Raw genomic sequence first — 26224 nt, 5'->3', positions numbered from 1 at the left:
GTTTTGCGAAAGGTTTTTCTCGGAATAACCGGAGCGAGCGGTGCGCTTTACGGCCTCAAAACCGCCGAGGAGCTCTCCCGCAGGGATGATACAGAGCTTCATGTCTGCGTAACACCGGACGGGTATACAAACATACGCCTCGAGACCGGTGAGGATGCCTCCGAAGAATGGCTTAAAAACCGTTTTGATGCAGAGATTTATGACTATCGTGACTTCGCCGCCAGCGTCTCAAGCGGCTCCTTCAAGGTTGATCATTACGTCATAGCACCCGCCAGCATGGGATCTGTGGGGCGTATCGCCTCGGGGGTCAGTTCAAACCTTATAGAGAGATGTGCGGATGTGGCCATGAAGGAGCGGCGTGATCTTGTCGTAATGTTCCGGGAAACCCCTTTGAACGATATACACCTAGAAAACCTGCTTAAACTTTCCAGAGCCGGAGCGGTTGTAATGCCCGCCGCACCGGGGTTTTATCATAATCCCCAAAATTTAGATGACCTCGCCTCCTTTATGACAGGGAAATTATTTGATATACTCAATATAGAACATGAGCTTTTTGACAGATGGGAAGGATAAAGGCTGTCTGCAAACACTGCGGCATAGACCTTTATGTCATTTTGGGCAGAAAGGCCGCCTGCCCGGGGTGCAAAAGACCCTACACCATGAGAAAGGATGATATTCGAACAGCCGGAGGACTGGTTATAAGCGATCTGGCGGTTGAGGATGTCAAACTCGGGGTGAAAAAGGGGCGGTTCCTGTCAGGGGATAGTATATGCTCACGCTATACGCCTTGGATGAGGATAGATGATACGCCTTTTGCACCGGGTAAAAGAGAAGAAAAGAGGGCAAAGCCCCCCGTTTGGATGTATACTGCTCTTGTGCTTTCGATACTTATAAACCTTGTGCTGTTTGGGATCATTTACTTTCAGCACATGAGAATAGAAACAATTACCCGCTGATAATTCAGGAGGAATGCTATGGACAACGAAAAAAAGAATGAAGAGAACGTTCAGAAAGAGGAACAGAAGCCGGAAGAAGCTGTAATAGATGAAGATGAGATAAGAGCGGATGAAGAGGGCATGCACATGCCCGAGGATAATATAGCAGACAAAGATAAGGAGGATTCCGCAGAGGAGACCTCCGAAGAGGATAAAAAGGAGGACGGGGATTCAGCAGCATCCAAAGCCGCCGCAGCCGGTGAAAAGGTTGGCGACTGGTTCATGGACAGCCTCGGCAAAGGTAAGGAAGAGATCTTCCGATTCGCCAAGGTAACCCGGGTTAAGCTTGAGGTTGTCTCACTCCGCAAGAAGAAAGAGGAAAGGGTTAAACTCCTCGGCAACCGTGTCCTTGAACTCATTAAGGACGGAAAGCTGGATGCAGACCTTGTGGAGCCTGAATTCACCATGATAACCTCCATAGACAAAGAGATCGAAGACAAAAACAGCGAAATAGAAGAGTTGAAAGCAACACTTGGGGATATACCCGCACCCGGAGAGGAGCTAAATAAGCAGAAGGCTCTCTCAGCGGATTCAATACCCCTCGAAAAGAACGAAGAGGAAGAGGAAGAAAACAAACCGGAGAAGCCTTGATGGTTACAGACAGCGACACACTGAAAAAGATACTGGATTCGATTAGGGATTTCCCCCCTATCCCGCAGACTGCATTCAAGGTTATCCAGATCCTCAAGGATCAGGAGTTCCATGTAACAGACCTTGTGCACTGCATATCAAAGGATATGGGGCTCACAACGGAGATCCTGAGGCTTGCAAACTCCGGCCTCTACAATCCTTCGAACCAGATAACAACGCTCAAACAGGCTATAACCTATCTGGGAATGAACACAGTTAAAGACCTTGTTATATCCCTCAGCTCAAAGAGCCTCTACGGCTCCGGAAACCTGCGTCTTCTCGAGCAGAAGCTTTGGGAGCATTCACTCACAACGGCTATCACCGCCAGACTCACTGCTCTCAGAGTTGATAAAAAACTTGCCGAGCAGTGCTTCATACTCGGCCTGCTCCACGATCTCGGGCAGCTTATACTGGGCAAAGAGGTTCAGGAGTACGAGAGCATTGTGGCAGAGGCCTACAACAAAGAGCTTGATCTGCGTGAGCTTGAGAGTGAAAAACTCGGCTTCGACCATACAGAGGTGGGCGGTCTCGCCCTTGAGAAATGGGAAATGCCCGCTGTTTTTGTGGACGTTGTACGGTGGCACCATGAGCCGGAAAAAAGCTCCAACGAAACACTGGCACATCTGATTTGCTTCGCAAACAACCTTATAAAGTCTAAGCATATCGGAATCAACAACCATTACGATGAAGAGAAGTTTAACCGCTCCATGGAGCACCTTGATCTGACAGAGGAGGACGCAGATGAAATCGAATCAACACTGCTCGATATTTTCGAAAAGGAGAAAGAGCTTTTTAAGGTTTAGTCTCCTTGCAGTGATGCTCCTTGTAATCAGCGGATGCATCGGTGAGAAGTTCGATTTTCGCACCGGCAATCAGCTTAATGAGGACTATACATACTCCGTAAGGGATGAGTATTTCAGGCTTTTTTACAACGTGGCTAAGGTAGGGGATTCCACCGTTATCATGGCCAGCGTAAAGAACGTGGGAAGGGTGTATATGAACAACCTCTCCTTTGAGGTCACCGAGTGCTGCGACCTTGGCAGGTTCAGCAAAAAGTCCCACAAATACGTTAACCTGGGAAGCCTTAAGATGATGCGTGTGAAGGAATTCCGCCTGACTATACCGGATCAGCAGACCAAGCGTATAGTCCTCAAATATGATTTCACACCATCCGATGAACAGCGTTTTCTTAATCCGGAAACGAACACGGCAACCCCCCCTCCCCCACGGGAAAACATAAGTGGAGAAATAACCCTCTTACTTGGCAAATAGATTTCATAGACCATAATTATAAATCGGCAGGCGGCTTCTCAGGGAGCCGCTTTTTCTTTTCCCTCCTCTCGAATGTATGCCTATTCAATTAACCAAATAATAATCACGATTTACCGGGCATTATCCGATATCAAGTGATAAGATTAGTATTATACGATAACAGGGGCAAAAAACTGACACCAGCTGCTCAACCTCCTCTATTAGCATGGGAGGGGAAAGTTGCTACAGCGAAACACTTTCACCCGTGGTTCACACTCCTGAGCCCCCTGTTCTTCAGACCACCGTCCTGGATAGGCTTTATGCATATCTTAAAATGTTTACTTTACATTGATACCAGATATGCTGACCGATCACCATTCTGGACTCCTGCTCACTGCGTTTCTCCTCCTCTGACTAACAGACAGCATAAGCAACAGTAATATAACCCGTAAACATATGGCATAGTTGTTATAATCGGCCTCATAGAACATATTTATATTTTCACTGGATACTGTATACAGTATTCGCTTTTCACAGGAGTGGAGATGAATGAATGAGCCGTATTTTGATCCGGGGTTAATATATAAGATCTCTTGTTAACCCGACACATTTTTAACGTCAGCTCGTTTCCTATAGCTTCATAAGCGGCTATGTAAAAAGTAAAAATTATCCAAATACCTTTGTATCCAGATTTTCAGATCCCTTACAAAATTTAATATAATGTCAAATACAGAATATATACTGTTAAATTCAAACCCCCTATTGATTAGGAATTAAATTTTCTTAAACTTTTTATTCCATCAATAAAAGAGAACACATTATTGATTTTATGAGGGTTTGAGACACATAACCAACAAGATTGTATACAAAACCCCCGCCAAATGCGATTTATTGCAGTTGACAATTATAAAACGGTATACTATTATTCATTTCAAGAAAGCAGTTAACCGAGAATTTATAAGTTAACTGATCAAGGTAGTAAACACTATAAGGAGGTTACTATGGCAGAGAAGGAAAAGATTTTGGATGTTTCTTTCTTCAGTCCCAAAAGGGCGCACGTTAAGGCGGAGGTAAAAGCAGCCACCATCGTTATCGTGCTTTGGGCATTCGTATGGATGACAACACCCTTTCTTATTAAGCTTACCGGCGATGAGAGAGGTATCGGCCCCCTCACAGAAGCTTCGTTCCTCGGCTTCCCTCTTCACTACTGGCTTGTGGCTCAGGGAACCACTATAGGATTCGTTCTTCTTTGTGGTCTTTTTGTAATTCTTTTTAACAAGTTCACCAAAGCTGCCCATTAAGGAGATGTCTATGAGAAAGTTTTTTATCCCTACTCTTATACTGGCTCTTATGGCGGTTACGGGCACTGCTTTAGCAGCAGGTGAAGAGCTTTTCGAGCTTGAGAAAGGCTTCAAACTCGTTCCCGCAATCATCATGGTTGCCTTCATCGGCCTCTACCTCACAGTAGGCTGGATGATGAAGGTTAAAACAACAGAAGGTTACTGGGTGGCCGAAAGAAACATCGGCTCTGTTGGTAACGGAATGGCTATCGCTTCCGACTGGATGAGTGCCGCGTCTTTCATGGGCGTTGCCGGTCTTCTTTATCTTAAGGGCTTTTTTGGCCTCGGCTACATCATCGGTTGGACAGGCGGATACGTTCTGCTGCTCTGTCTTACAGCTACCCAGCTCCGCAGATTCGGTAAGTTCACCATCCCCGAGTTCCTCGGCGACAGATACAACTCACACGGTATCCGTCTTATCACTGCGGTTGTAACCGTTATCATCGCTATCACATACTCCACTGCACAGTTCAAGGGTATCGCACTCATCTCCGGATGGATATTCGGTATGGGTTATGTGGGTTCAGTTTTCTTTGCAGCCGGTATCGTACTTGTCTACATGCTTATGTCCGGCCAGAAAGGTGTTACCAAGAACCAGCAGATCCAGTACGTGGTACTTATTACAGGTTTCCTTCTTCCGCTTTTCATCATCTTCAACAAGATTGGCGGCGAGATAGGCTCCCCCGGAATCCTCCCCCAGATCGAATACGGCCAGATCATCACCGGCGGCCTTATTCAGGGTCAGGGCGGCGGCGGAGAGTGGGCTCAGAACTACACCACTCCCTGGCACCACGGAACTTTCTATCAGTTCTTCGCACTCGCATTCACCCTTATGGTTGGTACAGCAGGCCTTCCCCACATCCTCGTACGTTTCTACACAGTTACTGACGAAGAGGTGGCAAGAAAGTCAGTTGTATGGGGACTTTTCTTCATCGGTATCCTGTACTGGTCATCCCCCGCATATGCGGCGCTTGGTCAGTTCTTCAACCCCGCCGGCGGTAAGCCCGTTGCAGACGTTATCATCCTCTCCGCACCTGAGCGTGCAGGGCTTGGTCTCTTCTTCATGGGTTATCTCGCATCGGGTGCCCTTGCGGCAGGTCTCTCTACGGTTGCAGGTCTTATGGTTGCAGGTGCGGCGGCTATCGCCCACGACTGGTACGCTACCATCTTCAGACCCGATTCCTCCGAGAAAGAGAAGCTCCTTGCAGCTCGTGTTTTCACAGCTGTACTCGTATGCTGTGTTATTATCACAGCCCTTAAACCACCAGCCCTTATCGCACAGATAGTTGCAATGGCCTTCGCCATCGCAGGCTCCTCGATATTCCCCGCCATCGTTCTTGGTGTTTGGTATGGTAAGTCCACCAAGTACGGCGCAATGGCAGGTATGCTTGTGGGTCTCATCGGTGCAGTTGTTGCAATGATCGGCTGGATCAACGAAGTGCCCTTCTTCAGCTCCACGGGAATTATGCCTGCGACAAGTTCGGCACTCATACTCGCACCCCTTAACTTCATCACGAATATCATCGTCTCCAACGCTACGGCGGGCATGGTAACGGATGAAGACATAGCTTCCGGAAACGAAGTTATCAGGGCTATGCACAGTATTAAAGATTAACCACCCTTCTCTTAAATGAGCGTTTGGAGGGGGAGCTTGCTCCCCCTCTTTTTTAATCTCAATTAATGTTGCTAAAATAGCGTTTTACATTATCATTAGTTAAATACGGAGGTGCCATAATGGATACCGCAAAGATTGAAAAGTCTATAAAAATCAGGAAAATACTCGGCAACCTCGCTGTGGGCCTAGCTCTCATGTGTATGCTGGCAGATATACTCACCACCAGAAACATCTTCACCCACGTCGGCGAGCTGATGCTTATAAGCCTCCTCTCCTTCGGATTTGCCATATTCATGGACTATCAGGTAAAACGCCTGAAAAGACAGCTTAAAGAAGTTACTGCATGCTGAACAAAGAGATTATCGATCTCTTACAGAATTTCTTCCTCTTTCGGGGTGTGGACCTCGAAAGGCTTGAGATGGTCACAGGAAACTCCCAGCTTATAGCTCTGGAGAGCGGTGACGTTATCTTCCATAAGAACGAAGCCTATCAAAAAGGTCTTTATATGCTTGCCGAAGGGAAGGTGAGCCTTGCCGCAGACTATGAACATGGCGAGGTTACCCTCTCCCCCGGCGATTTTATCGGACTATCCACCTTTCTTGCTAAATCAAGATACACAGTAACTGCCAAATGCGTTGATGATTCAACGCTTATCTTCTTCCCCGAAGTCTGCATATATAAGCTTATGAGCGATTACGAAGACTTCAAGGAGAAGCTCCAACAGCTTATCATAGACCGGCTCAACAATCTCAGCGGACACAAAACGGATTCGATACTACATTCAACCTACAAGTCCGTAGGAACATACATGACATCACCTGTTATGAAGGTGAACTGCTCCACAACCATAGTGGACGCATGTCAGGTTATGTCAAACCACAGGATAGGCTCCCTCGTCGCAGTGGATGACAGAAACAAGATTGCAGGGATACTCACATCTAAAAACGTTATACATAAGTTTTTCAACAACTTCGAAGAGAGCCTGAACAGACCGGAGCTTGAGCGGTACGTGAATGACGACCCGGTGGCTGTACCTCCGGAATTTCCACTCGTATCAACCCTTCACGAGATGCGCAAGAAGAATCAGGACTACGCCGTGGCTGTTAAAAACGATGAACCCATAGGCATCATCTCAAGTAAGGATATCCTCAGGATACTTTTCAGCGATTCATCCATATACGCCACCAGTATAGATGAAGCCGAAAGCGTTGACGATCTAAGGGAGAACTTCCGTTCGCTCTATAGAACAGCAGAAAGCCTCATGAACAGCTCCAAGATGACATCAGAGATACTCCCCATCATCTCGTCCATGCACATAAACATCATGAAAAAACTATACGATGTCACTGCGGAGCAGTTCCTCGAAAAAACGGGCAAGGATATCCGCACAATTAAGCACGCTATTATCGTAATGGGGAGTGCCGCCAGAAAGGAGGCTATGCTCGATCCCGATCAGGATAACGGATACGTTTTCCCCGACAGCATAAGCGAAGAGGATAGAGCTTCTCTCAATGAGTTCGCAGTTCATTTCTCCGACAACCTTGACTACGTTGGCTATGAGTACTGCAAAGGCGGTATTATGGTCACAAACGAAGAGATGGCCAACACCCTCAGCGAATGGAAGGAGCTCATAGGTGACTGGATAGACAACCCCGGCGAAAAGGGTATACGATGGTCGTCCATTATATTCGACCTCACAACGCTGGTGGGTGAAGACAGGCTGGTTTGGGAGCTGAGACAGTTTATCCTCGACAAGATATCAAAGAAGCCCGCCTTCCTCCTCCAGATGCTCCAAAGCGACGCAGGGCTTAAGATACCCCGCTCCATCTTCGGCAAATTCATCGTAGAGAAGGAGGGTGAGCATAAGGGGATGATAAACCTTAAGCGTGCTGCCCTCTCCTTCATTGTAGATGTAACAAGGGCGTTCAGCCTCTTTAAAGGTCAGCAGGATCTTAACACCATCGAAAGGATGGAACACCTAGCAAGGGCCCATGTCCTCAGCGAAGAGACCCACGACAATATCCAGAACGCATACGAGGTTGTTACCGATATACTCCTGAGCAACCAGATTGAGATGGCCAAGGAGGGGAAACAGCCGGATAAATTCGTGGACCCCCATAAACTGTCGTTATATAATCAGGAAAAGCTCAAAAACGCACTATCGCAAATATCTAAATTCCTCTCCACTGGTCTCCGTTATTTCAGCGGCTCCCCCTTTTAGTATCAAGGCTTTATAATTTACCCTTTTCCTGTTGCCCTACGTTAAACAATCGTGTTATTTTATTAACATCCTACAGAGGTGAATCATGGTGCTCGACAATAGACTATATGAGGTTTGCAAGAATTTTCCCCGTGAAGCCATAACAAAGGATGAGTATGACAGGCTTCTTGAGCTATCAAAGGATCACGAGGCTGTGCATAAATACATAGCTGAAAATTATCTCCTTTGGGAAGAGAACTTTACCAAAACATTCTCCGGCAGTGGGAACAATTTCAGGTTCTACGAAGGGGGTAAGCTCTACCCGGTAAAGAATATTCTCCGCAAGCATCTGGGCACAACCAAGATGAATAAGGCGGCTCTTATCTGGAAAGGTGCGGACCACTCTCAGATGGTTTATACCTACCAGTCACTTTATACAGAGGTGGTAAAATTAGCCTCCGCCCTTCGCAAGCTGGGTGTTAAGAAGGGGGACAGGGTTCTTCTGCATCTACCTAACATACCAGAACTAATTATAGCAATGCTCGCCTGTGTGAAGCTCGGCGCTGTTCATATCGTCTACCACATCAGCTACTCCACCGATTCCCTCGCAGACAGGATAAAGGACTGTGAACCCAAGATAATTTTCACCTCGGACGGAGCCCTCACAGGGAACGAACAGAAGCTTAAAAACAAGCTCGATTCGGCTCTCGAGATAACAGGGTATGAACCTAGACACTGTATAGTTGTAGAGCGTGTTTCCAAACGTGTTCACATGAAGCCTATACGAGATATCTGGTTCCACGATCTCATCAGCCATGAGCATTTTTCCGATGCAAAGCGTATGGATTTTGAAATTCTGGACGCTGAGGATCCGATGTTCATGCTCTATACATCCACAAACCTAAAGGAACCCAAGGCCCTGGTGTTCCCCGTTGCCGGCTTCCTCCTCTGGGCATACTACACATACCTTCTCCTGTTCGATGCCAAGGATACGGACACCTTCTGGTGTACTGCAGATATAGCATGGATCACAGGGCACTCCTATGTGGTCTATGGCCCTCTGATGGCTGGAGATACCGTTCTCATATTCGAAGACACTATCGACATGGATAATGCCGAGCGCTTCTATGATGTATGTGACAAGTTCTCTGTAAATAAGATATACACACGCCCGTCCATCCTGAAAACGCTCATGAACGCCGCCCAGAAAAAGAAGAAATTCCGCAAGCTGGACACCCTTGAGCTTATCGCAACGGGTGGTGAAAGGATGGATGACGATCTGCGTGAATGGTCAGCTAAGAATCTCGCATCATACAGGGCTGTAATGTTCGATATATACTCCATAACAGAGGCTGGCGGTGCACTCTCTTCCGCACTGCCCGGCTTTATATGTGCAAAAACCGGAACAGTGGCCCAGCCTATTCCCGGTGTTCCCATTAAGCTGGTCAACAGCACCACAGGGAACACGGTTGAGGAACCAAACACCCAGGGAGCTCTGATGATGGACAAACCCTTCCCTCCACTCTGCCGCACAATATACGGTGACAAGAACACCTATAAAAAAATCTACTGGAAAACCCATAATGATGTTACATACTTTAAAACAGGTGACGGCGCAGAGCTTGATGAGGAAGGAAACCTCACACTCAAAGGGCGGCTGGACGATGTACTCCATGTGGATGGCAAGCGTTTAAGCCTTATTGAGATTGAGGAGGCGATCAAAACCCATGAAAACGTCAACGACTGCGCCGTTGTAAGCATTCCCGATGAAAAAAGGGGGGATGCGCTTATAGTTTTCTCTGTCCTCAAGAAGGAGGTGGACGAAAGCTACCATGACACCACAGTGCGAGAGCTCAGGGAGAGGATAATCGAAGAGATCGGGGAGGTTGCACTCCCCAGCGAAATAAGATTTACAAGAACTCTTCCCAAATCACCCGATGGTGTGATATTAAGAGACCTGTTGAAAGACATAGCCATGCAGATGTAGCTGGAAAAGGAGCGAAACAAAGTGAAGATCAAAGAGATTATGACCACCGGAGTTGTCACAGCCAAGCCGGAGGAAACCATAAAACAGGTTATCCTCAGGATCAGAAGCAAGAACATATCCGGTTTGCCTATAGTTAATTCAAACGGCAAGGTTATCGGGGTTTTTAGTGAAACAGATGTAATGAAGGCTCTGCCCGATATTCTTAACGATGCAGAGGCGATCCCGATGATCGATGTTAAGGAAATCTCCGATCATCACGTACGCATGCTTATGTCCGAACCCCTCTACACCCTCACACCTGAGGATGAGGTTAAGGAAGCGGCAACAATAATGCTCGAAAAATACGTACACCGTGTACCGATTATTGAGAACGGAAAGCTCGTGGGGATCGTATCCCTCGGGGATATCCTCAAAGCATATACAGGAAACTAGCCGAACATTCTGTTCAGCCCCTCGCTAAAGGGGGGCTTTAGTATACCCTTCTCGGTTATTATCCCTGTTATGAGCTCCGCCGGAGTAACATCAAAGGCGGGGTTGCGAACCTTTACACCCTCGGGTGCTGTCCTGCGCTCACCGAAGCTTGTAACCTCCTCATCCCCGCGCTCTTCGATCACAATGGACTCACCATCCGGCGTTTCCATATCTATGGTTGATGAAGGGCAGGCGACATAGAAGGGTATCCCAAAATGCTTCGCTAAAACAGCAACGCCCAGCGTCCCTATCTTGTTAGCCACATCACCGTTTGCAGCAACCCTGTCGGTTCCCACGATAACCAGATCAATCTCACCGCTGTTCATCATGAAGGCGGCCATATTATCCGTTATAAGCGTGACATCAAGACCAGCCTGCTGAAGCTCCCACGATGTCAACCTTGCACCCTGGAGAAGCGGACGTGTCTCATCGGCAAAGACACGGAAGCTAATGCCGTTGGAATGCGCTGTATACATCGGGGATGTTGCCGTACCGAACTCGCTGGTCGCCAGTGCGCCTGCGTTGCAGTGGGTCAGAACACCCATACCGTTTCGGATAAGCCCTGCCCCATGCTCCCCTATGGAGCGGCAGATGCTCTTATCCTCCTCGTGAATATAAACAGCCTCCCTCTCAATAAGGCGGAAAAGATCTTCGCCGCTGGACTCCCCTGCACTCTCAGCACAGCGAACCAGTCTTTTGAGTGCCCAGCTGAGATTAACAGCAGTGGGGCGGGAGCTGTTAAGATATTCTGCATTATCCCTAAGCTTGCCCATAAAGTCTTCAAAGGAGTATCCTTTTTTATCCCGCATAGATACAACAAGACCGTACGCACCAGCTATACCTATGGCGGGAGCTCCCCGCACTTTAAGTCTTTTTATGGAGTCGTAGACCTGTTCAATACCTGTCTGCTCCTCCTGTTTAACCTCAATGGGGAGAAGTGTCTGGTCGAGAAAGAATAACCGTCCGCCATCATAGGTTACGGTTCTAGGCAGTTCCTCGGCACTCATGGAAATCACCTCTGTGGATATTTATAAATCAGTGAACACTATATCATCAGATGGTAAGCATCTCTATCTTTTCTCTGCATTCTGCGGATAAATCCTCCAGGAGTACACCCGCATGGGCTCCATCCGCCCAAACCACGAGACCTGAGATAGGGCCTATATCAAGTGTATCAAACCTTGCCACACGCCCTGCACTGCTCTTGCTCTCGTCATCGATATTGTCATAGGATGCAACTGAGATCCTCATTCCCGGAGAGAGCAGTCCCTTATCCCTCAAACGAAGACCTTTGGAAGATATATCAACCGCCCTCATCGGTGTGTACATCTCCTCACTGTCCTCTTTTTTCACAAAAAGCTCTATGCGTATCTCCGTACGTGCAGAGTCTCTTCTTTCCTTGTCAGGGCTCAAAATCACTCCATTAAAAAAAATATTATTCAGCATACCCGCTGGTAAAACGATATATGCATATCGCATACTGTCAATAGCATCGGAATTTTCCAGCGTATCGGGAAACCGCACCTTGTATATCCTTCATGAGTATAATACCAGCAATTCCTCTGTTTGTCCTGCGACATTAAGTGCCTATATTCCGGGCAGTGCCGCATAAAGGGTCATATGCTATTATTGATATTATATCTCAGTTTACACAATAAGGAAGGGGGTTTAGAATATAATATCATTCTAAGAAGCGAACAACCTTATCGAAGATGCCGTGGGCATTGTTTCGTGGGGCTAAACCTGCGTCCAGTATTGTTAACTCTGTCCGTAACAACATATCCCTACCAATCGGCAGTCTTAAGTAATTATTCTTATGAATTTTTTACCACACGTTGATCTTTTTTTAATCAGCTAGTGCTTAAATTTTACTTATCATTGATAAAACTATGATTTATAGAGATTAATAAAATATTGACAGATTCCAGATTTATCCGGTATCTTTTAACTGTGCTTAAATTATTATTTTTTTATGGAGGATCGTATGAAAAGAATCGGTATTATCACACTCGCACTTCTTTTTGCTCTTGCCGTAACTCCTATTGTTCAGGCAAGGACATTCGTAACCATCGGTACAGGCGGCGTTACAGGCGTTTATTACCCCACCGGCGGTGCAATCAGCCGTATCATCAACAAGAAGTCCAAAGAGTACGGAATCAAGGCCACCGTTGAATCAACGGGCGGGTCTGTTTATAACATCAACGCAGTTCTCACCGGCGACCTTGAGTTCGGTATCGCTCAGTCCGACAGACAGTATCAGGCTGTTCACGGTACTGCAGAGTGGCAGAACCGCGGTGCTCAGGAGAAGCTTCGCTCTGTATTCTCCATCCATCCCGAATCCATCACTCTTATAGCTGCAGCAGACAGTGGAGTAACCGATGTTAAAAGCCTCAAGGGCAAAAGAGTAAATATCGGTAACCCCGGTTCCGGTCAGCTCCAGAACTCTAAAGACGTTCTCGGCGCCTTCGGTCTTTCAGAAGAAAGCGTAGATGCAGAGTATGTTAAGGCTGTTGAAGCTCCCGGTCTCCTTCAGGACGAAAGACTCGACGCTTTCTTCTACACAGTGGGCCACCCCAACGGTAATATCAGCGAAGCTACTTCCGGCAGGATTAAGGTTTCCCTTATCCCCATAGTAGGCTCCCCCGTTGATGAACTTATCGCAAAGCACCCCTACTACGCTAAGTCTGTAATCGACATAAAGAACTACCCCACAGCGATCAACGAAAAAGACGTTGAGAGTGTCGGCGTTAAGGCTACCCTCGTAACCTCCGCAGACGTTTCCGATGATGTTGTTTACGCTATCACAAAAGAAGTTTTCGAAAACTTTGAAGAATTCAAGAAGCTCCACCCCGCTTACTCCGTACTTACGAAGAAAGACATGCTCGCCGGTATGTCCGCACCCGTACACCCCGGTGCTCTTAAGTACTACAAGGAATCCGGTCTCGTTGAGTATGTCAACAAAGACCTCATAAAGTAAGCTTATTTAATTAATCCAACGAAAGGGGGCTCCGATGGGGGCCCTCTATTTTTTTAAGGGGATGATATGAGCAGGAAGATTAAATCAGCAGAGGAGATTCTTAAGGAAGAATCGGGGGAACTGAGGTCGCTCCGCAACCATGAGAAACTGATAATTGGAGTTATCGCAGCATCATGGGCAATATTCCAGCTTTCCCTTGCTAGCTGGCTAATTCTTGACAGCACAAAAACACGGGCAATCCACCTCGCTTTCGCTTTAGCTCTGCTTTTTCTTAACGTACCACTACTGAAAAGACCACGTAAAGGTCTTAAGTTTTTATCGACATTGGACAAAATACCTGTGATAGATTACCTTTTCGCCATCGCAGGCGTACTCGCCTCCCTCTATATCGTTTTCGACTGGGAAGGTCTGGCCATGCGTCAGGGTATGCCGATTCAGCGTGACATCATCATAGGTCTGGCATTGATAGTTCTACTCCTCGAAGCAACAAGACGCTCCATAGGGCCGGCTCTTACGATAATCGCACTTATTTTCACAGCCTATGCCTTCGCAGGGCCTCATATGCCCGGCGTCCTTGCCTTCAAAGGGGTTTCGCTCACTAAATACCTGAACCAGATATCCCTTTCTACCGAAGGAATATACGGAATACCCCTCGGTGTATCCGCATCCATCGTTTACCTATTCGTTCTACTCGGCGCCATGCTGGACAAGGCCGGAGCAGGTAAATTCTTCATAGACCTTGCGCTGTCACTCCTCGGTAAATACAAAGGAGGACCAGCAAAGGCGGCCATCGTATCGAGCGGATTCACCGGCCTCGTATCCGGTTCCAGTATCGCAAATATCGTAACAACGGGAACCTTCACAATCCCTCTCATGAAAAAGGTGGGCTATCCGGCTAAGAAGGCCGCGGCAACCGAGGTTGCGGCGAGTACCGATGGACAGCTGATGCCCCCTATCATGGGTGCAGCGGCTTTCATCATCGCAGAGTACGTGAACGTCCCATACATTCAGGTTGTTAAGGCGGCGGCAGTTCCCGCATTTGTCTCGTATATTGCACTCTTCTACGTTACACACCTGGAAGCAAGCAAACTCGGGATGAAGGGGCTCCCCCCGGAGGATGTACCCAGCTTCAAAGGCACACTAAAGAACGGTTTCCACTATCTGCTCCCCATAGGCATGCTGGTCTATGAGCTTGTCGTACTGAGACATTCGCCTGAAAAAGCAGCCTATAACGCTATCCTCGTTCTTATCCTGATCATCTTCGCACAAGAGGTTAGAAAACAGTTCCTCGTCGGTGACAAAAACGTTGCACAGGCTCTTAAGACAGGACTTGCTATAGTATTCAAGGGCTTCATAGCAGGCAGCCGTAACATGGTCTCCGTTGCACTGGCAACGGCCTCTGCGGGTATCATCGTGGGTATTGTGAACATGGGTATCGGAGGAATGATCACCATGATCGTTGAAACCCTCTCACAGGGCAACGTTTTCCTCCTTCTGCTTATCACAGCCATCGCCAGTTTGATGCTCGGTATGGGTCTTCCCACAACGGCAACGTATATAGTTATGGCATCGCTAACAGCGCCAATCATCGTACAGCTAGGCGGGCTATACGGCCTTATGGTCCCCCTTATGGCGGCGCACCTCTTCTGCTTCTACTTCGGTATCCTTGCGGATGATACGCCACCAGTGGGGCTTGCCTCCTATGCGGCGGCGGCCATTGCGGACTCGGAACCGATCCCCACAGGTCTGCAGGGTTTTGCATACGACATGAGAACGGCGGTCATCCCCTTCATGTTCGTTTTCAACCCCGACCTTATCCTGCACAACATATACAGCTGGCCCCAGGGTATATTGATCTTCCTTATGGCTGTGGGTGGAGCCTTTGCCTTCACCAGCGCCGTACAGGGATGGTTCATAATCAGGAACAGATGGTATGATATACCTCTGCTCCTCTTTGCATCCCTCATCCTCTACCACCCGGGATCGCTGATAAGCATATTCAACAAGCTGAATATAAACTTCTTCGGCTTCGATGATTCCCAAAGATACTATATGTACCCAGTTGGTCTCGCAATTATACTTCTTGTATACCTTATCCAGAGGGTCAGGATGAAGAGCGAACCGCAGTTAGCATAATTGATATGGGCGGGTGGTTCACCCGCCCTTTTTAGTTACATGATTATTGACTAATCAAGCTGTTGGGAATATCTAAGAACTTAACTAAACTATGAGGAAAGACATGAATACCAATCAACAACCGGACATCCATCTTAACCTTAACGTCAGAGGCCTCCCCGTTTCTGCCACACTTGCCATAAACGAACGAAGTAACGAACTGCTCAAGGAGGGGCGTCAGGTATATAAACTTGGCCTCGGCCAATCCCCCTTCCCCGTCCCCCAGCCCGTTGTGGATATGCTTAAGGTAAACGCCCACCAGAAGGACTACCTCCCCGTTAAGGGGCTTATGGAGCTTCGCAACACCGTTGCGGACTACTATAGACGTACTCAGGGTCTGGATTATTCCGGCGAGGATATCATAATCGGCCCCGGTTCGAAGGAGCTCATGTTCATCGTTCAGCTCGTATACTACGGCGATCTTATGATCCCCACACCCAGCTGGGTATCCTATGCACCCCAGGCACAGATTATCGGCCGTCAGGTGAAATGGATAGATACCACCGAGAGTAACAAATGGCTCATCACCCCCGAAGAGATCGATAAGGAGTGCAGTAAAGACCCCAGCAGACCAAGGATCCTGATACTTAACTACCCCAATAACCCCACAGGCTATACCTACGGTCCCGAGCAACTGGAGGCTTTGGCAGAGGTCGCCAGAAAATACAAGATCGTAGTCCTCTCCGATGAGATTTACGGTGAACTCCACCATGAAGGCAAGCATATCTCCATAGCACGCTACTACCCCGAAGGGACTATCATCTCCAGCGGTCTCAGCAAATGGTGCGGTGCGGGTGGATGGAGGCTTGGAACCTTCGCCATACCCAGAACACTTCGCTGGCTTCTGGATAAGATGTCCGTTGTGGCTAGTGAAACCTATACAGCCACAAGTGCACCGATACAGTATGCTGCTGTCAGCGCATTCAAAGGTGGACTTGCGATAGAGAACTACCTTTGGCAGTCACGCCGTATCGTAAAGGCTCTTGGAACATGGTGCGCCGATATGCTTATCGAAAAGGGTGTTGGCGTGGAAAGACCTATGGGTGGTTTTTACCTGTTCCCCGACTTCGAGCCGCTCAGAGAAAAGCTTGAGAAGAAGGGTATCTATACTTCATCTGAACTGTGCGAAACGATACTTAATGAGGCAGGGGTTGCTATGCTTCCCGGCTCCGAGTTTGGCAGACCGGAAAAGGAGCTCACAGTAAGGCTTGCCTATGTGGACTTCGATGGAGCAAGGGCAATAACCGCTGCAGAACAGATACCCTCAGAGGAAGAGCTGAACGGCGAATACCTGAGAACCTATTGCGGCAACGTTGTTAAGGCGATCGAGAAGGTCTGTGACTGGATAGGGTAAGGGTTATGTGGATAAGCTTTCATGGACGAAAGCTCGCTTGTGTAAGTGAGAAGGAAGTCTCTTTCTTCGAACGGCAGAAAAATTTCCATGGATGGAAAATTATTCAGATAGATAAAGGAGTTTTTGAGGGGTGCGGGGAACTTTGTTCCCGAAAAAGTCCCCTGCAATCTTTCCTGGATTCAATAATTAAGTGCAACTTTTAAGTAGTGGTCAAAAGAGGTCAGGTGCGTTAGCATCGTAGCTCTTTAACCACCACGTCAAAGGAGCACCGAATGAAGAACTATACACACCTGACCCGTGAACAAAGGTACCAGATTTATGTGCTGAGGAAAACCGGACATTCTCAGACGGACATAGCTGATTTGCTTAAAGTACATAAATCTACCATCAGCCGAGAGTTACGCAGAAACACAGGAGGTCGTGGTTATCGCCCAAAGCAAGCTCATCGCAAAGCTATTGAACGAAGAATGGACAAGGTCCCAAGACGGATTGCACAAACTGAATGGTATTTTGTTGAACGTCTTCTGCGTGAAGACTGGAGCCCTGAGCAGGTGAGCAATTGGCTAAATCAAAATTATGGAATAAACGTAAGTCATGAGCGTATCTACCAGCACATTCTTGAAGATAAAAGTCATGGTGGAACACTTTATACTCACCTGCGTTGCCGAAGAAAACGCAGGAAGCGATATGGTGTTTATGAACGCAGAGGAGAGATACATGGCAAGTTAAGCATTGAGCAGCGTCCAAGTATTGTAGAAGAGAAAGCGAGATTCGGAGACTGGGAAGTGGATACAGTTATAGGAAAAGGGAACAAGCAGGCGATTGTTTCTCTTATTGAGCGGAAGTCTTATCTGACACTTATACGCAAGGTAGAAAGAAAGACTGCTGTACTGGTGACAAAAGCGGTTATAGAAATGTTGAAACCGATATCACACCTAGTCCATACAATCACTTCCGATAACGGGAAAGAGTTTGCAGGACATGCCGAAATATCTGAGATACTAGGGGCTGAATTCTACTTTGCTCATCCATATGCTTCGTGGGAACGCGGAATAAACGAAAATACAAACGGACTCATTAGGCAGTATGTACCAAAGAGTAGGATGCTTGAAAGTGTTGATGATATAGAGATTCAGAATATTATGCAGAAACTAAACAACAGACCAAGAAAAGCAACTGGATATAAAACTCCTAACCAGATACTATTCTCTATAGACCCCGTTGCACTTGCTAGTTGAATTCAGGTTTTGCTTTCATACTTAAATTAGAAATAAGTCACTTATTTATGTGTTTCGTGCTAAAGCACGCCATACTTTTGGCGCAAAAGTATGCAAAACTATTACCTCAGGGTTTTCCAGCCCCCATTATTACTCATTTATTATCATAAATTCGTAAGTGATGGGGGTACCCTCATTTCGCTCTTTTTCCACCTGAAGTTTTGCTGATGCTGAGGAGTGTAACCGCACTTCATACATTAAAGTGTTCGACATTTAATATTAACTCATCTGTCATATGCGGCCAAAACTTCCGGGCGGTTCCAAAAGAGTTCATTCGGCTGTAAAACATTCGGGGAAGATTAAGAGGGTTATTAGCTAAACAGAATATTGGCTACTAGTCACCTGTTTAACTAAAAACCGCTTCACGTCTCACGTTGTTTTCTCTTTAGTGTAAACGTTATAGCTACCGAATTTAATCTATGGAATTTCCCATCCATGGAAATTCCATTGTTGTTCGAGCGGGGGAACCCCACTCTCTCGTACTTCCGGCTACGTCAGACCAGCAAAGCTGTTCTTCCTTTCGCCTTCAGGGCTTCCATCCCTGGAAGCCTGTTGAGTAGCAACCTTAATATTTCCCTCAAAATGGGTTTTTGAGGGGATTCTAAGGGGAAAGTTTTCCCTAAAAATTTCCCCTTAGTCTTAATTTATCTGGGAAATTCATCATCCTGAGAATTTCCCTGCCGCTACACTTGGCAAAGCCTTCGCTCCGCTTACTTCCGACTACGTGAATTGAGCAAAGCCCAATTCAGCTTCGCTTTCAGGGCTTCCATCCATGGAAGCCTGTTACGTAACAACCTCAAATGTATGATTAGCATAAGCTTTCATGGACGAAAGCTCGCTTGCGTAAGTGAGAAGGAAGTCTCTTTCTTCGAACGGCAGAATAATTTCCATGGATGGAAAATTATTCAGATAGATAAAGGAGTTTTTGAGGGGTGCGGGGAACTTTGTTCCCGAAAAAGTTCCCTGCAATCTTTTGCTTTCATACTAATATTCGAAATAAGTTTCTAACCCCTATGTCTTGCGCTTATGCGCCACATACTTTTTAGAAAATATGCAAAGCTATCATCAGGCGTTGCTTCTTTTCGGCATAATTAATGCCCTGAAAATCGCTATGATAAAAAGACACAGAATCGCAGTGCCCACGAGGAAAAAACTCTCCCTTGGTGTAGTAAGCCCTGTAAAACTTCCGATAAAGTCCACTGCTATGGGTGAAAGGAACTGTCCCAGAAACAGCATACATGTTACTAGTGACATAGCCGTAACGCTTCGCCCTTTTCCGGCGGCGTTCTGAGCATTCAGATATATGAAAGGCATCGTCAGCCCCATCCCTGTTCCGGTGAATATCACGGACAAAAATACATAGTATACCGCCGGAGCAAATGTTAGCCCATAGACACCGGTTACCATTATTATCAGAATGAACGGCGCAAAGAATCTGCCGAATTTCCAAAATATCTTCTTAAAAAGCATACTCGCTATAAAAGCCGAAAAGAGTGCAAAGGATATGAGGAAACCCGTTATGGATGCATTACCGAATCCGTTTTCCGACATATATATCGAAATATTAGTAGGTATAGTATAAAAAGCGAGCATCTGGCCGAATGCTGCTACCGCCCATAGATAGACCTTAACAGGGATACGCTCTTTCTGCCTCTGCCCGGTCTCAACCTTCGGTGGTTCATGGAGAAACAGGATGACAAGGATAAGTATAACAATGGAAAGCCCGTATACACCGAAGGAATGCCTCCAGCTTATCATAGCCAGAAAGCCTGCGCTGAATGTAGCCAATACCCCGCCCAGGTTTGATGCGGCGGCTGAGTTTCCGAGCATCTGTGCCTTTTCATCGCCATCAAAGAAATCACCGATGAGCCCTGTGGAAAGGGGCATGAGAAGTCCCACAGCGATACCCAGAAGGCTCCTGAAGAAATGAAGTACATGGATGGACTGGGCAAAGCCGCCGCCAACACCGCCAATGGCATACAAGGACAGGCTCACTATCAGCATCCACTTCTTCGAAAAACGTCTGCTCAATCTGCCTGAAAAGAGTGAAAAAGGAATAATGAACACTGCGGGAATGGTAAGCACAAGCTTTACCGTGGTCTCCGATGCATCGGGAAACGCAGCGGCAATATTAGCAATTGCAGGGGCAACGGCAGCTCCTGCCATGATTGTAAGCAGTGACAGAGAAAGAAGGGTCAGTTTAAGCATTAACTATCTCTTATGCTCATTTTTCGCACTCTCCCCAACCTTGTGCAGAAGCCTGATCAGCTCGTCCCGTTCGTCCGGGGAGAGGCTTTCAGCGAGAATCTCCGTCCAGCCGTGGAGAACCTCCATGACCTGCGGAAGTATCTGCTCCCCCTCCTCCGAAAGGTAGACACGCTTAATACGCCTGTCCTCCTTATCCGCCTTGCGCTCAATATATCCAAGGGATTCAAGCTTTGCGAGGGAGCGTGTTATCGTTGTTTTATCAAGCATAAGGTGCTTGGCCAGCTCATCCTGGGAGAGGCCCCCCATATGAGAAAGCTCAGCAAGATAAACAGCCTGCCCGGAACCGATACCGAGCCTTTCCATCTCCCGGACATAGTATGCCTGGGAATACCTGTGAATTAAGCCTACCCATCTTCCGATGGAGCGTGAGGGTTCTATCTTTTCCATATAAGAATTATACACAGAACAGTTGTATGAGCAACAATATAATTATTAAATCAAAAAAAAAGGCTTCTTGTAACTGGAAGCCTTTGACATTAATTATTCATCCTTCGGGAGTTTTGTTACGTGGACACTTATGGGGGAGTTCCGAAGCATCTTCTCCGCCGTACTTCCGTACAGGAAGCGTTTCATCCCCCTGTCTCCGTGGGAACCTATCACAAGGAGGTCATATCCCCCCTCTTCTATCTCAAAGAGTCCTTCTATGTACGGTGTACCCCTTCTTATGGCTGATTCCCAGTCTACCTCTTTAAGGGATGGTATCCTTTCCTCGAGGGCTGTAAAACCAGCTTCTATCTCTTCATCTATCCTTTTGCGTATGTTAGAATACTCATCTTCATTTACATATAGCTCCATATGCGACTCGTCATGGGCTATATGAAGCACCTTAAGCTTAGCACCAAACTTTGCGGCAAGCTTAGCCGCAGTGTCCACAGCCTCGTCTGAATCGGGTGAGAAATCCGCCATGACGAGCAGGCTATTGTAGTCCATGTCCATCCCCCTTATATCTCGGAAAATACCTTGAAAAAAATGGTAAGTCCGCTTTTTCTTATTTAAGAGAATTATAACAAAAACAACGTTTCAATGTCCATGAAAGATGCTGGACAAAAGGTCATACCTTGTACTATTCTGTAGGGTGTTTATTTATTGAAGCTATTATTATAAAGTCAGAGGTGGTTTATGAAAAGCGTTTATGTGGTTGAAGCTCTGAGAACGCCATTTGGTTCATACGGTGGTGTTCTTGCAGGCGAATCCGCACCCAAGCTCGCATCCGCTGTTATGGCTGAGATCCTCAAGCGTACTGGTCTTCCTGGTGAGGCTGTGGATGAGGTTATCATTGGCCAGGTTATCCTCGGCGGAGCGGGACAGGCTCCCGCAAGGCAGGCTATGAGAGGGGCAGGAATCCCAGATTCCGCCCATGCCATGACCATTAACAAGGTATGTGGAAGCGGTCTTAAGTCTGCCATGCTCGGTGCAGGTCAAATTATGCTCGGCGAGGCAGAGATAGCTGTAACCGGCGGTATGGAAAACATGTCAAAAGCACCCTATGCCCTTGATAAGGCAAGGTTTGGCTATCGGATGGGGAATGCTCCCATGCTGGATCTCATGATCCATGACGCACTGGGCGATCCCTACACAGGCAAGCTCATGGGCGAGATTACAGAAAAAGTTATCGAAGACAGGAAGATCACCCGTGAGGAGCAGGACGAATACGCTCTGCGCTCCTATAAGCTCTCACAGAAAGCAGTTGAGGAAGGGATCTTCGATGATGAGATAGTTCCCTACACTATCTCCGGCAAGAAGGGTGACACCGTTGTGGATAAGGACGAAGAACCCTTTAATGTTAAATTCGAAAAGGTTCCCCAGCTTCGCCCCGTATTTGCGAAAGACGGAACCATAACAGCGGCAAACGCATCCACTATCAGCGATGGCGCCGCTATACTCCTGCTCGCCTCCGAGGAGGCTGTCAAGAAATACAACCTTAAGCCCAAGGCAAAGGTTGTTTCCTATGCCACAAACTCGATCCATCCGGACCGCTTCCCCGAAGCACCCGTGGGCGCCATTGAAAAGGCTGTTAAACAGGCTGGTCTTACCTATGACGATATAGATCTCTACGAGATAAACGAGGCCTTCGCAGCTGTTCCGCTTATGGCGATAAACGATCTCGGACTTGATCCTGAGAAGGTGAACGTGAACGGCGGCGCTGTTTCAATCGGTCACCCCGTCGGCTCAAGCGGCGGCAGGATTGCTGCAACTGTTATCAGAGAAATGAAGGCAAAGGACCTTAAATACGGACTGGCAACACTCTGCATCGGCGGCGGTGAAGGTGTTGCGATGATATTTGAGAACGTTAAATAACTTACTTCGGAGTAATACACTATGAACAAGATCTATCCCGATGCTAAATCAGCACTCGAAGGACTTATTGACGACAACATTACCCTCGCTGCAGGCGGATTCGGCCTCTGCGGCATCCCTGAGAACCTTATCAACGCCCTCGTTGAAACGGGCAAAAAAGGCTTTACAATCGTGTCTAACAACGCAGGCGTTGATGATTTCGGTCTCGGCCTTCTGCTCAAAACACGCCAGACGAAGAAGATGATCTCCTCGTACGTGGGTGAGAACGCAACCTTCGAAAAGCAGTTCCTTGACGGTGAGCTTGAGCTTGAGCTAACACCACAGGGAACACTTGCCGAAAAGCTTCGTGCAGGCGGCGCAGGCATCCCCGCTTTCTTCACCAGAACAGGATACGGAACCAACCTCACAGAAGGTAAAGAGGTTCGTACGTTCGGCGACAGAGAGTATGTTATGGAAGAGAGCATCACCGTTGATGTTGCCCTCGTTAAGGCATGGAAGGCGGATAAGAAGGGTAACCTCATCTACCGCAAAACCGCTCAGAACTTCAACCCTATGTGCGCAAAGGCCGCTAAGGTGACCGTTGCCGAGGTTGAGGAATTTGTGGAAGTGGGCGAGATCGATCCCCACGATGTCCACACACCCGGCATATATGTAGACAGGGTTATCAAAGGCCCCAGCTACGAAAAGCCCATCGAGCAGAAGACCGTCGCAGGCTCAACCACCGTTAAGGGATTCAACGAGAAACGTGAGTGGATGGCCAAGCGCATCGCAAAAGAGATCGAGGACGGTTACTACATGAACCTCGGTATCGGAATGCCCACGCTCATCGCAAACTACGTTCCCGAAGATATTGACGTAACACTCCATGCGGAAAACGGTCTTCTCGGCATCGGACCCTTCCCCACTGAGGACAACCTCGATGCAGACCTCATCAACGCCGGCAAGCAGACGATCACAGCCGTTAAGGGTGCAAGCTACTTCGATTCATCCGAATCCTTCGGTATGGTAAGAGGCGGTCACATCGACCTTTCCGTACTCGGCGGCATGCAGGTTTCCCGCTTCGGTGACCTTGCAAACTGGATGATCCCCGGCAAGATGGTTAAGGGACCCGGAGGCGCCATGGACCTCGTTTCCGGCGTTAAGAAGATCATCGTTATGATGGAGCACACCTCCAAGAACGGCGATCCCAAGATACTCAACGAATGCGACCTCCCTGTAACAGGAAAGAACTGCGTTGACATGATCGTTACCGATCTCGGCGTGTTCACCGTGGATGCTGAGAAGGGTATTACCCTTGTAGAGCTTTCACCCTGGTCCAGCGTTGAGGAAGTTAAGGAGAAAACAGGCTGCGAAGTAACTATTGCAGTTTGATTTTTTCATAGACAGCAGGATAGCGTAAAGGGGAGCTGAGGCTCCCCTTTTTTTATTTATCCTTTTTAAACAGGTTCTGTATCTTCTGGGAGTATTTCTTTTCTATGGCGTGTCGTTTCTTCTTCAGGGTGTTGGTAAGCTCTTCCCCCTGCTCAAAGTCCTTCTCAAGGAAAAGGATGCTCTGTATCTTCTCGTAGGGTTTAAAGCCCTTCTTCGGGTGCAGCAACTTATTCATCTCACGCTTAGCGGCCTCTATAAGGTGCGCATCCCTGAGGCTTTCGGTCATATCATTCTTAAACTCGCCTATGGATGAGAAGTGCTCCTTTATCTTCTCCATATCGGGGATAACAAGTGCGCCGAGACCCTTTCTATCCTGCCCCACAAGTACGGCATCCTTTATAAACGGTAGCTTCGTAATTGTGGATTCGATACGGCTTGGGTCGATATTCTCTCCGCTCGCAAGGACGATAATCTCCTTGATGCGCCCGGTAATAACAAGCTCCCCTGTAAGAGTGAGCTTACCCAGATCACCCGTACGGAAATAGCCATCCTCAGTAAAGGACTTCTCGTTCTCCTCATCGTTGTTGTAGTAGCCGGGGAAAACCTGATCACCCTTAACCTGTATCTCACCCTCTTCACCATTCGGGAGGGTGTTCCCTTCCTCGTCCACAATACGAAGCTGGGTATCGTGCACAGGGGGTCCGAGGGTTCCGAATACCTCACAGTTAAGCGCACGCCCTGCAATGGCAGGTGCGCACTCTGTCATCCCGTATGCGTTGATAATCCTGATGCCAAGGGCATCGATCCACTCATCAAGGTATGGGGGGAGACTTCCACCGCCGCTGATGGCAAGACGCATCCTCCCGCCGAACTTGTCCTGAACGGCGGAGAGCTTCTTTGAGGCAAGCTTATTAGGTAAATACAGACCCATGAGGGTGAAACGTGCCTTGAGCCTTTCCTTAAAACGTTCAAACGCACCCTTCTCCTCAAATACGGGGAGATGGTTTTTAAGAAGCCTTGAGTTCCTCTTGTATGTGGAAGAGACGTTTACCAGGGTATCAAAGATACGCTTCTTCTTTTCACCCTGCTTCTCGATGGCGTTGTTCACCTTTATATACAGCGATTCCCAGAGGCGGGGCACCGTTGCTACGATTGTTGGTCTGTACTGCTCCAAGTCCTGGGAGAATGTTTTTATAGTGGAGTAAACCGTACAACATCCGCCGGTTAAGGCCAGATATTCCGCCGCTCTCTCAAAGATGTGCCACGTGGGCAGGATGGAGAGCCAGATATCATCGGAGCGAAGATCGATTATCTCCGGCAGATTCTCAATATTATACAGAAAGTTCTTGTGGGTCAGGATAACACCCTTGGGCGTTCCTGTTGTTCCGGAGGTGTAGATGAGAGTGAAAACATCATCAACGGTAAGCTCCTCCCTTTTGGAACGGAAGTGCTCAATATCCTGATCGCTTATCCCCCGTTCTGTTAGGATATCGTTATAGGCGTAAACCTTTGTAAAGAGCTTATGAGCCTTCTCGGACTCGATGATAAAGATCGACTTAATTTCCTTGTTGCCGGAAACAACAGCATCCTTGTGCATCTCGTAGAGTTTTTCGGTCTCAAAGATAAGGTATTCGCATTCAGAATGCTCAACGATGTACTCAAGCTCCTGGGTCGGTGTATCGCTCCCCCTCGGCACGCTCACAGCTCCGAGGGATACAAGGGCGAGATCGGTAACGATCCATGCGTAGCGGTTATCCGAAAGCAGAAGGACCTTGGAGCCCTTCTTCATCTTCTTATCCTCGAACGCTTTAGAGAGTATCAGCACATCATAGAAAAGCTTCTCGTAGCTGACCCTGTGTTCCCCTTCGGCTGAGCGGTATACGAAGGCTGTGTTGTCCTTGTTTTTATCAACTGACTTAAGAAATGCATCAAATACGCTGGTGGCAGACATCTATATCACACCTTGATTATTTTTGACTCATAGGAGGCGAATTATAGTGTTTTTCGATGAGAAT

Annotated in this window: 23 protein-coding genes; 17 read left to right on the top strand and 6 right to left on the bottom strand. The window is 47.6% G+C overall.

Going from position 1 to position 26224, the window contains the following annotated elements:
- The first annotated feature begins 3 nt into the window (after nucleotides 1–3).
- The 11 genes from K300_RS0101430 (at nucleotide 4) to K300_RS0101380 (ending at nucleotide 10450) form a co-directional block, all read left to right on the top strand.
- Nucleotides 4–573, top strand: a complete 570-nt coding sequence (locus tag K300_RS0101430; protein ID WP_022849881.1) for a UbiX family flavin prenyltransferase — start codon at nucleotides 4–6, stop codon at nucleotides 571–573.
- Nucleotides 561–956, top strand: coding sequence for a hypothetical protein (locus tag K300_RS0101425; RefSeq protein ID WP_022849880.1), 396 nt, complete (start codon nucleotides 561–563; stop codon nucleotides 954–956). The genes K300_RS0101430 and K300_RS0101425 overlap by 13 nt, the downstream gene beginning before the upstream one ends.
- Nucleotides 957–974: 18 nt before the next feature.
- Complete coding sequence (locus tag K300_RS0101420) at nucleotides 975–1586, top strand: hypothetical protein (RefSeq protein WP_022849879.1); 612 nt, start codon at nucleotides 975–977, stop codon at nucleotides 1584–1586.
- Nucleotides 1586–2428 carry an HDOD domain-containing protein gene (locus K300_RS0101415; RefSeq protein WP_022849878.1) on the top strand — a complete coding sequence of 281 codons (843 nt, stop codon included), beginning with the start codon at nucleotides 1586–1588 and terminating at the stop codon, nucleotides 2426–2428. Before K300_RS0101420 ends, K300_RS0101415 begins: the two co-directional genes overlap by 1 nt.
- A gap of 13 nt (nucleotides 2429–2441) precedes the next feature.
- Nucleotides 2442–2897 carry a hypothetical protein gene (locus K300_RS0101410; RefSeq protein WP_022849877.1) on the top strand — a complete coding sequence of 152 codons (456 nt, stop codon included), beginning with the start codon at nucleotides 2442–2444 and terminating at the stop codon, nucleotides 2895–2897.
- Nucleotides 2898–3877: 980 nt separating this feature from the next.
- Nucleotides 3878–4177, top strand: coding sequence for a DUF4212 domain-containing protein (locus tag K300_RS14155; RefSeq protein ID WP_022849876.1), 300 nt, complete (start codon nucleotides 3878–3880; stop codon nucleotides 4175–4177).
- Between the two features lie 10 nt (nucleotides 4178–4187).
- Nucleotides 4188–5831 carry a sodium/solute symporter gene (locus K300_RS0101400; RefSeq protein WP_022849875.1) on the top strand — a complete coding sequence of 548 codons (1644 nt, stop codon included), beginning with the start codon at nucleotides 4188–4190 and terminating at the stop codon, nucleotides 5829–5831.
- 119 nt (nucleotides 5832–5950) lie between these two features.
- Nucleotides 5951–6181, top strand: coding sequence for a hypothetical protein (locus K300_RS0101395; RefSeq protein ID WP_022849874.1), 231 nt, complete (start codon nucleotides 5951–5953; stop codon nucleotides 6179–6181).
- Nucleotides 6175–8052, top strand: a complete 1878-nt coding sequence (locus K300_RS0101390; RefSeq protein WP_022849873.1) for a putative nucleotidyltransferase substrate binding domain-containing protein — start codon at nucleotides 6175–6177, stop codon at nucleotides 8050–8052. The genes K300_RS0101395 and K300_RS0101390 overlap by 7 nt, the downstream gene beginning before the upstream one ends.
- Before the next feature lie 85 nt (nucleotides 8053–8137).
- On the top strand, nucleotides 8138–10018 hold the full coding sequence (locus K300_RS0101385) for an acetate--CoA ligase (RefSeq protein ID WP_022849872.1): 1881 nt from the start codon (nucleotides 8138–8140) through the stop codon (nucleotides 10016–10018).
- A gap of 21 nt (nucleotides 10019–10039) precedes the next feature.
- A complete protein-coding gene (locus K300_RS0101380) occupies nucleotides 10040–10450 on the top strand; it encodes a CBS domain-containing protein (protein WP_022849871.1) in 411 nt (136 codons plus the stop codon).
- Here K300_RS0101380 and mtnA read toward each other — a convergent pair.
- Complete coding sequence (gene mtnA / locus K300_RS0101375) at nucleotides 10447–11496, bottom strand: S-methyl-5-thioribose-1-phosphate isomerase (protein ID WP_022849870.1); 1050 nt, start codon at nucleotides 11494–11496, stop codon at nucleotides 10447–10449. The two genes, K300_RS0101380 and mtnA, sit on opposite strands and share 4 nt — an antisense overlap.
- A gap of 46 nt (nucleotides 11497–11542) precedes the next feature.
- Nucleotides 11543–11902 carry a PilZ domain-containing protein gene (locus tag K300_RS0101370; RefSeq protein WP_022849869.1) on the bottom strand — a complete coding sequence of 120 codons (360 nt, stop codon included), beginning with the start codon at nucleotides 11900–11902 and terminating at the stop codon, nucleotides 11543–11545.
- Between the two features lie 571 nt (nucleotides 11903–12473).
- Here K300_RS0101370 and K300_RS0101365 point away from each other — a divergent pair.
- From K300_RS0101365 to K300_RS14150, 4 genes are all read left to right on the top strand, one after another.
- Nucleotides 12474–13466 carry a TAXI family TRAP transporter solute-binding subunit gene (locus K300_RS0101365; protein ID WP_022849868.1) on the top strand — a complete coding sequence of 331 codons (993 nt, stop codon included), beginning with the start codon at nucleotides 12474–12476 and terminating at the stop codon, nucleotides 13464–13466.
- 66 nt (nucleotides 13467–13532) lie between these two features.
- Nucleotides 13533–15602 carry a TRAP transporter permease gene (locus tag K300_RS0101360; RefSeq protein ID WP_022849867.1) on the top strand — a complete coding sequence of 690 codons (2070 nt, stop codon included), beginning with the start codon at nucleotides 13533–13535 and terminating at the stop codon, nucleotides 15600–15602.
- Nucleotides 15603–15705: 103 nt separating this feature from the next.
- Nucleotides 15706–16995, top strand: a complete 1290-nt coding sequence (locus K300_RS0101355; RefSeq protein WP_022849866.1) for a pyridoxal phosphate-dependent aminotransferase — start codon at nucleotides 15706–15708, stop codon at nucleotides 16993–16995.
- Nucleotides 16996–17267: 272 nt separating this feature from the next.
- Nucleotides 17268–18233: an IS30 family transposase gene (locus K300_RS14150; protein WP_022849865.1), complete on the top strand. Its 966-nt coding sequence runs from the start codon at nucleotides 17268–17270 to the stop codon at nucleotides 18231–18233.
- Between the two features lie 1104 nt (nucleotides 18234–19337).
- On the opposite strand, the gene K300_RS14145 is transcribed toward K300_RS14150, so the two are convergent.
- The 3 genes from K300_RS14145 to K300_RS0101335 form a co-directional block, all read right to left on the bottom strand.
- The gene (locus K300_RS14145) at nucleotides 19338–20480 is read right to left on the bottom strand and encodes an MFS transporter (protein ID WP_022849864.1); all 1143 of its coding nucleotides are present in this window, start codon (nucleotides 20478–20480) and stop codon (nucleotides 19338–19340) included.
- 3 nt (nucleotides 20481–20483) lie between these two features.
- Nucleotides 20484–20927, bottom strand: coding sequence for a MarR family winged helix-turn-helix transcriptional regulator (locus K300_RS0101340; protein ID WP_022849863.1), 444 nt, complete (start codon nucleotides 20925–20927; stop codon nucleotides 20484–20486).
- A 93-nt stretch (nucleotides 20928–21020) separates the two neighbouring features.
- Nucleotides 21021–21470, bottom strand: a complete 450-nt coding sequence (locus K300_RS0101335) for a universal stress protein (protein ID WP_022849862.1) — start codon at nucleotides 21468–21470, stop codon at nucleotides 21021–21023.
- 189 nt (nucleotides 21471–21659) lie between these two features.
- On the opposite strand from K300_RS0101335, the gene K300_RS0101330 reads away from it, so the two are divergent.
- Entirely contained in the window at nucleotides 21660–22838 is a 1179-nt protein-coding gene (locus K300_RS0101330) for a thiolase family protein (protein ID WP_022849861.1), read from the top strand.
- A 21-nt stretch (nucleotides 22839–22859) separates the two neighbouring features.
- Entirely contained in the window at nucleotides 22860–24209 is a 1350-nt protein-coding gene (locus tag K300_RS0101325) for a 3-oxoacid CoA-transferase (RefSeq protein ID WP_022849860.1), read from the top strand.
- A gap of 52 nt (nucleotides 24210–24261) precedes the next feature.
- Here K300_RS0101325 and K300_RS0101320 read toward each other — a convergent pair whose 3' ends face one another.
- Entirely contained in the window at nucleotides 24262–26160 is a 1899-nt protein-coding gene (locus tag K300_RS0101320; protein ID WP_022849859.1) for an AMP-dependent synthetase/ligase, read from the bottom strand.
- Between the last annotated feature and the right edge of the window lie 64 nt (nucleotides 26161–26224).

The sequence above is a fragment of the Limisalsivibrio acetivorans genome (assembly GCF_000421105.1).
Lineage (GTDB): Bacteria > Chrysiogenota > Deferribacteres > Deferribacterales > Geovibrionaceae > Limisalsivibrio > Limisalsivibrio acetivorans.
Note: the sequence above shows the minus strand (reverse complement) of the source record. Positions and strands in the feature narration are given on the sequence as shown.

Excerpts from the sequence above, each read along its gene's own strand:
- K300_RS0101355 (WP_022849866.1), top strand. The coding sequence starts at position 15,706 with ATGAATACCAATCAACAACCGGACATCCATCTTAACCTTAACGTCAGA.
- K300_RS0101425 (WP_022849880.1), top strand. The coding sequence starts at position 561 with ATGGGAAGGATAAAGGCTGTCTGCAAACACTGCGGCATAGACCTTTAT.
- K300_RS0101415 (WP_022849878.1), top strand. The coding sequence starts at position 1,586 with ATGGTTACAGACAGCGACACACTGAAAAAGATACTGGATTCGATTAGG.
- K300_RS0101335 (WP_022849862.1), bottom strand. The coding sequence starts at position 21,470 with ATGGACTACAATAGCCTGCTCGTCATGGCGGATTTCTCACCCGATTCA.
- K300_RS0101395 (WP_022849874.1), top strand. The coding sequence starts at position 5,951 with ATGGATACCGCAAAGATTGAAAAGTCTATAAAAATCAGGAAAATACTC.
- K300_RS14150 (WP_022849865.1), top strand. The coding sequence starts at position 17,268 with ATGAAGAACTATACACACCTGACCCGTGAACAAAGGTACCAGATTTAT.
- K300_RS0101330 (WP_022849861.1), top strand. The coding sequence starts at position 21,660 with ATGAAAAGCGTTTATGTGGTTGAAGCTCTGAGAACGCCATTTGGTTCA.
- K300_RS0101420 (WP_022849879.1), top strand. The coding sequence starts at position 975 with ATGGACAACGAAAAAAAGAATGAAGAGAACGTTCAGAAAGAGGAACAG.
- K300_RS0101325 (WP_022849860.1), top strand. The coding sequence starts at position 22,860 with ATGAACAAGATCTATCCCGATGCTAAATCAGCACTCGAAGGACTTATT.
- K300_RS0101385 (WP_022849872.1), top strand. The coding sequence starts at position 8,138 with ATGGTGCTCGACAATAGACTATATGAGGTTTGCAAGAATTTTCCCCGT.
- K300_RS0101390 (WP_022849873.1), top strand. The coding sequence starts at position 6,175 with ATGCTGAACAAAGAGATTATCGATCTCTTACAGAATTTCTTCCTCTTT.
- K300_RS0101320 (WP_022849859.1), bottom strand. The coding sequence starts at position 26,160 with ATGTCTGCCACCAGCGTATTTGATGCATTTCTTAAGTCAGTTGATAAA.
- K300_RS0101400 (WP_022849875.1), top strand. The coding sequence starts at position 4,188 with ATGAGAAAGTTTTTTATCCCTACTCTTATACTGGCTCTTATGGCGGTT.
- K300_RS14155 (WP_022849876.1), top strand. The coding sequence starts at position 3,878 with ATGGCAGAGAAGGAAAAGATTTTGGATGTTTCTTTCTTCAGTCCCAAA.
- K300_RS0101360 (WP_022849867.1), top strand. The coding sequence starts at position 13,533 with ATGAGCAGGAAGATTAAATCAGCAGAGGAGATTCTTAAGGAAGAATCG.
- mtnA (WP_022849870.1), bottom strand. The coding sequence starts at position 11,496 with ATGAGTGCCGAGGAACTGCCTAGAACCGTAACCTATGATGGCGGACGG.
- K300_RS14145 (WP_022849864.1), bottom strand. The coding sequence starts at position 20,480 with ATGCTTAAACTGACCCTTCTTTCTCTGTCACTGCTTACAATCATGGCA.
- K300_RS0101410 (WP_022849877.1), top strand. The coding sequence starts at position 2,442 with ATGCTCCTTGTAATCAGCGGATGCATCGGTGAGAAGTTCGATTTTCGC.
- K300_RS0101365 (WP_022849868.1), top strand. The coding sequence starts at position 12,474 with ATGAAAAGAATCGGTATTATCACACTCGCACTTCTTTTTGCTCTTGCC.
- K300_RS0101340 (WP_022849863.1), bottom strand. The coding sequence starts at position 20,927 with ATGGAAAAGATAGAACCCTCACGCTCCATCGGAAGATGGGTAGGCTTA.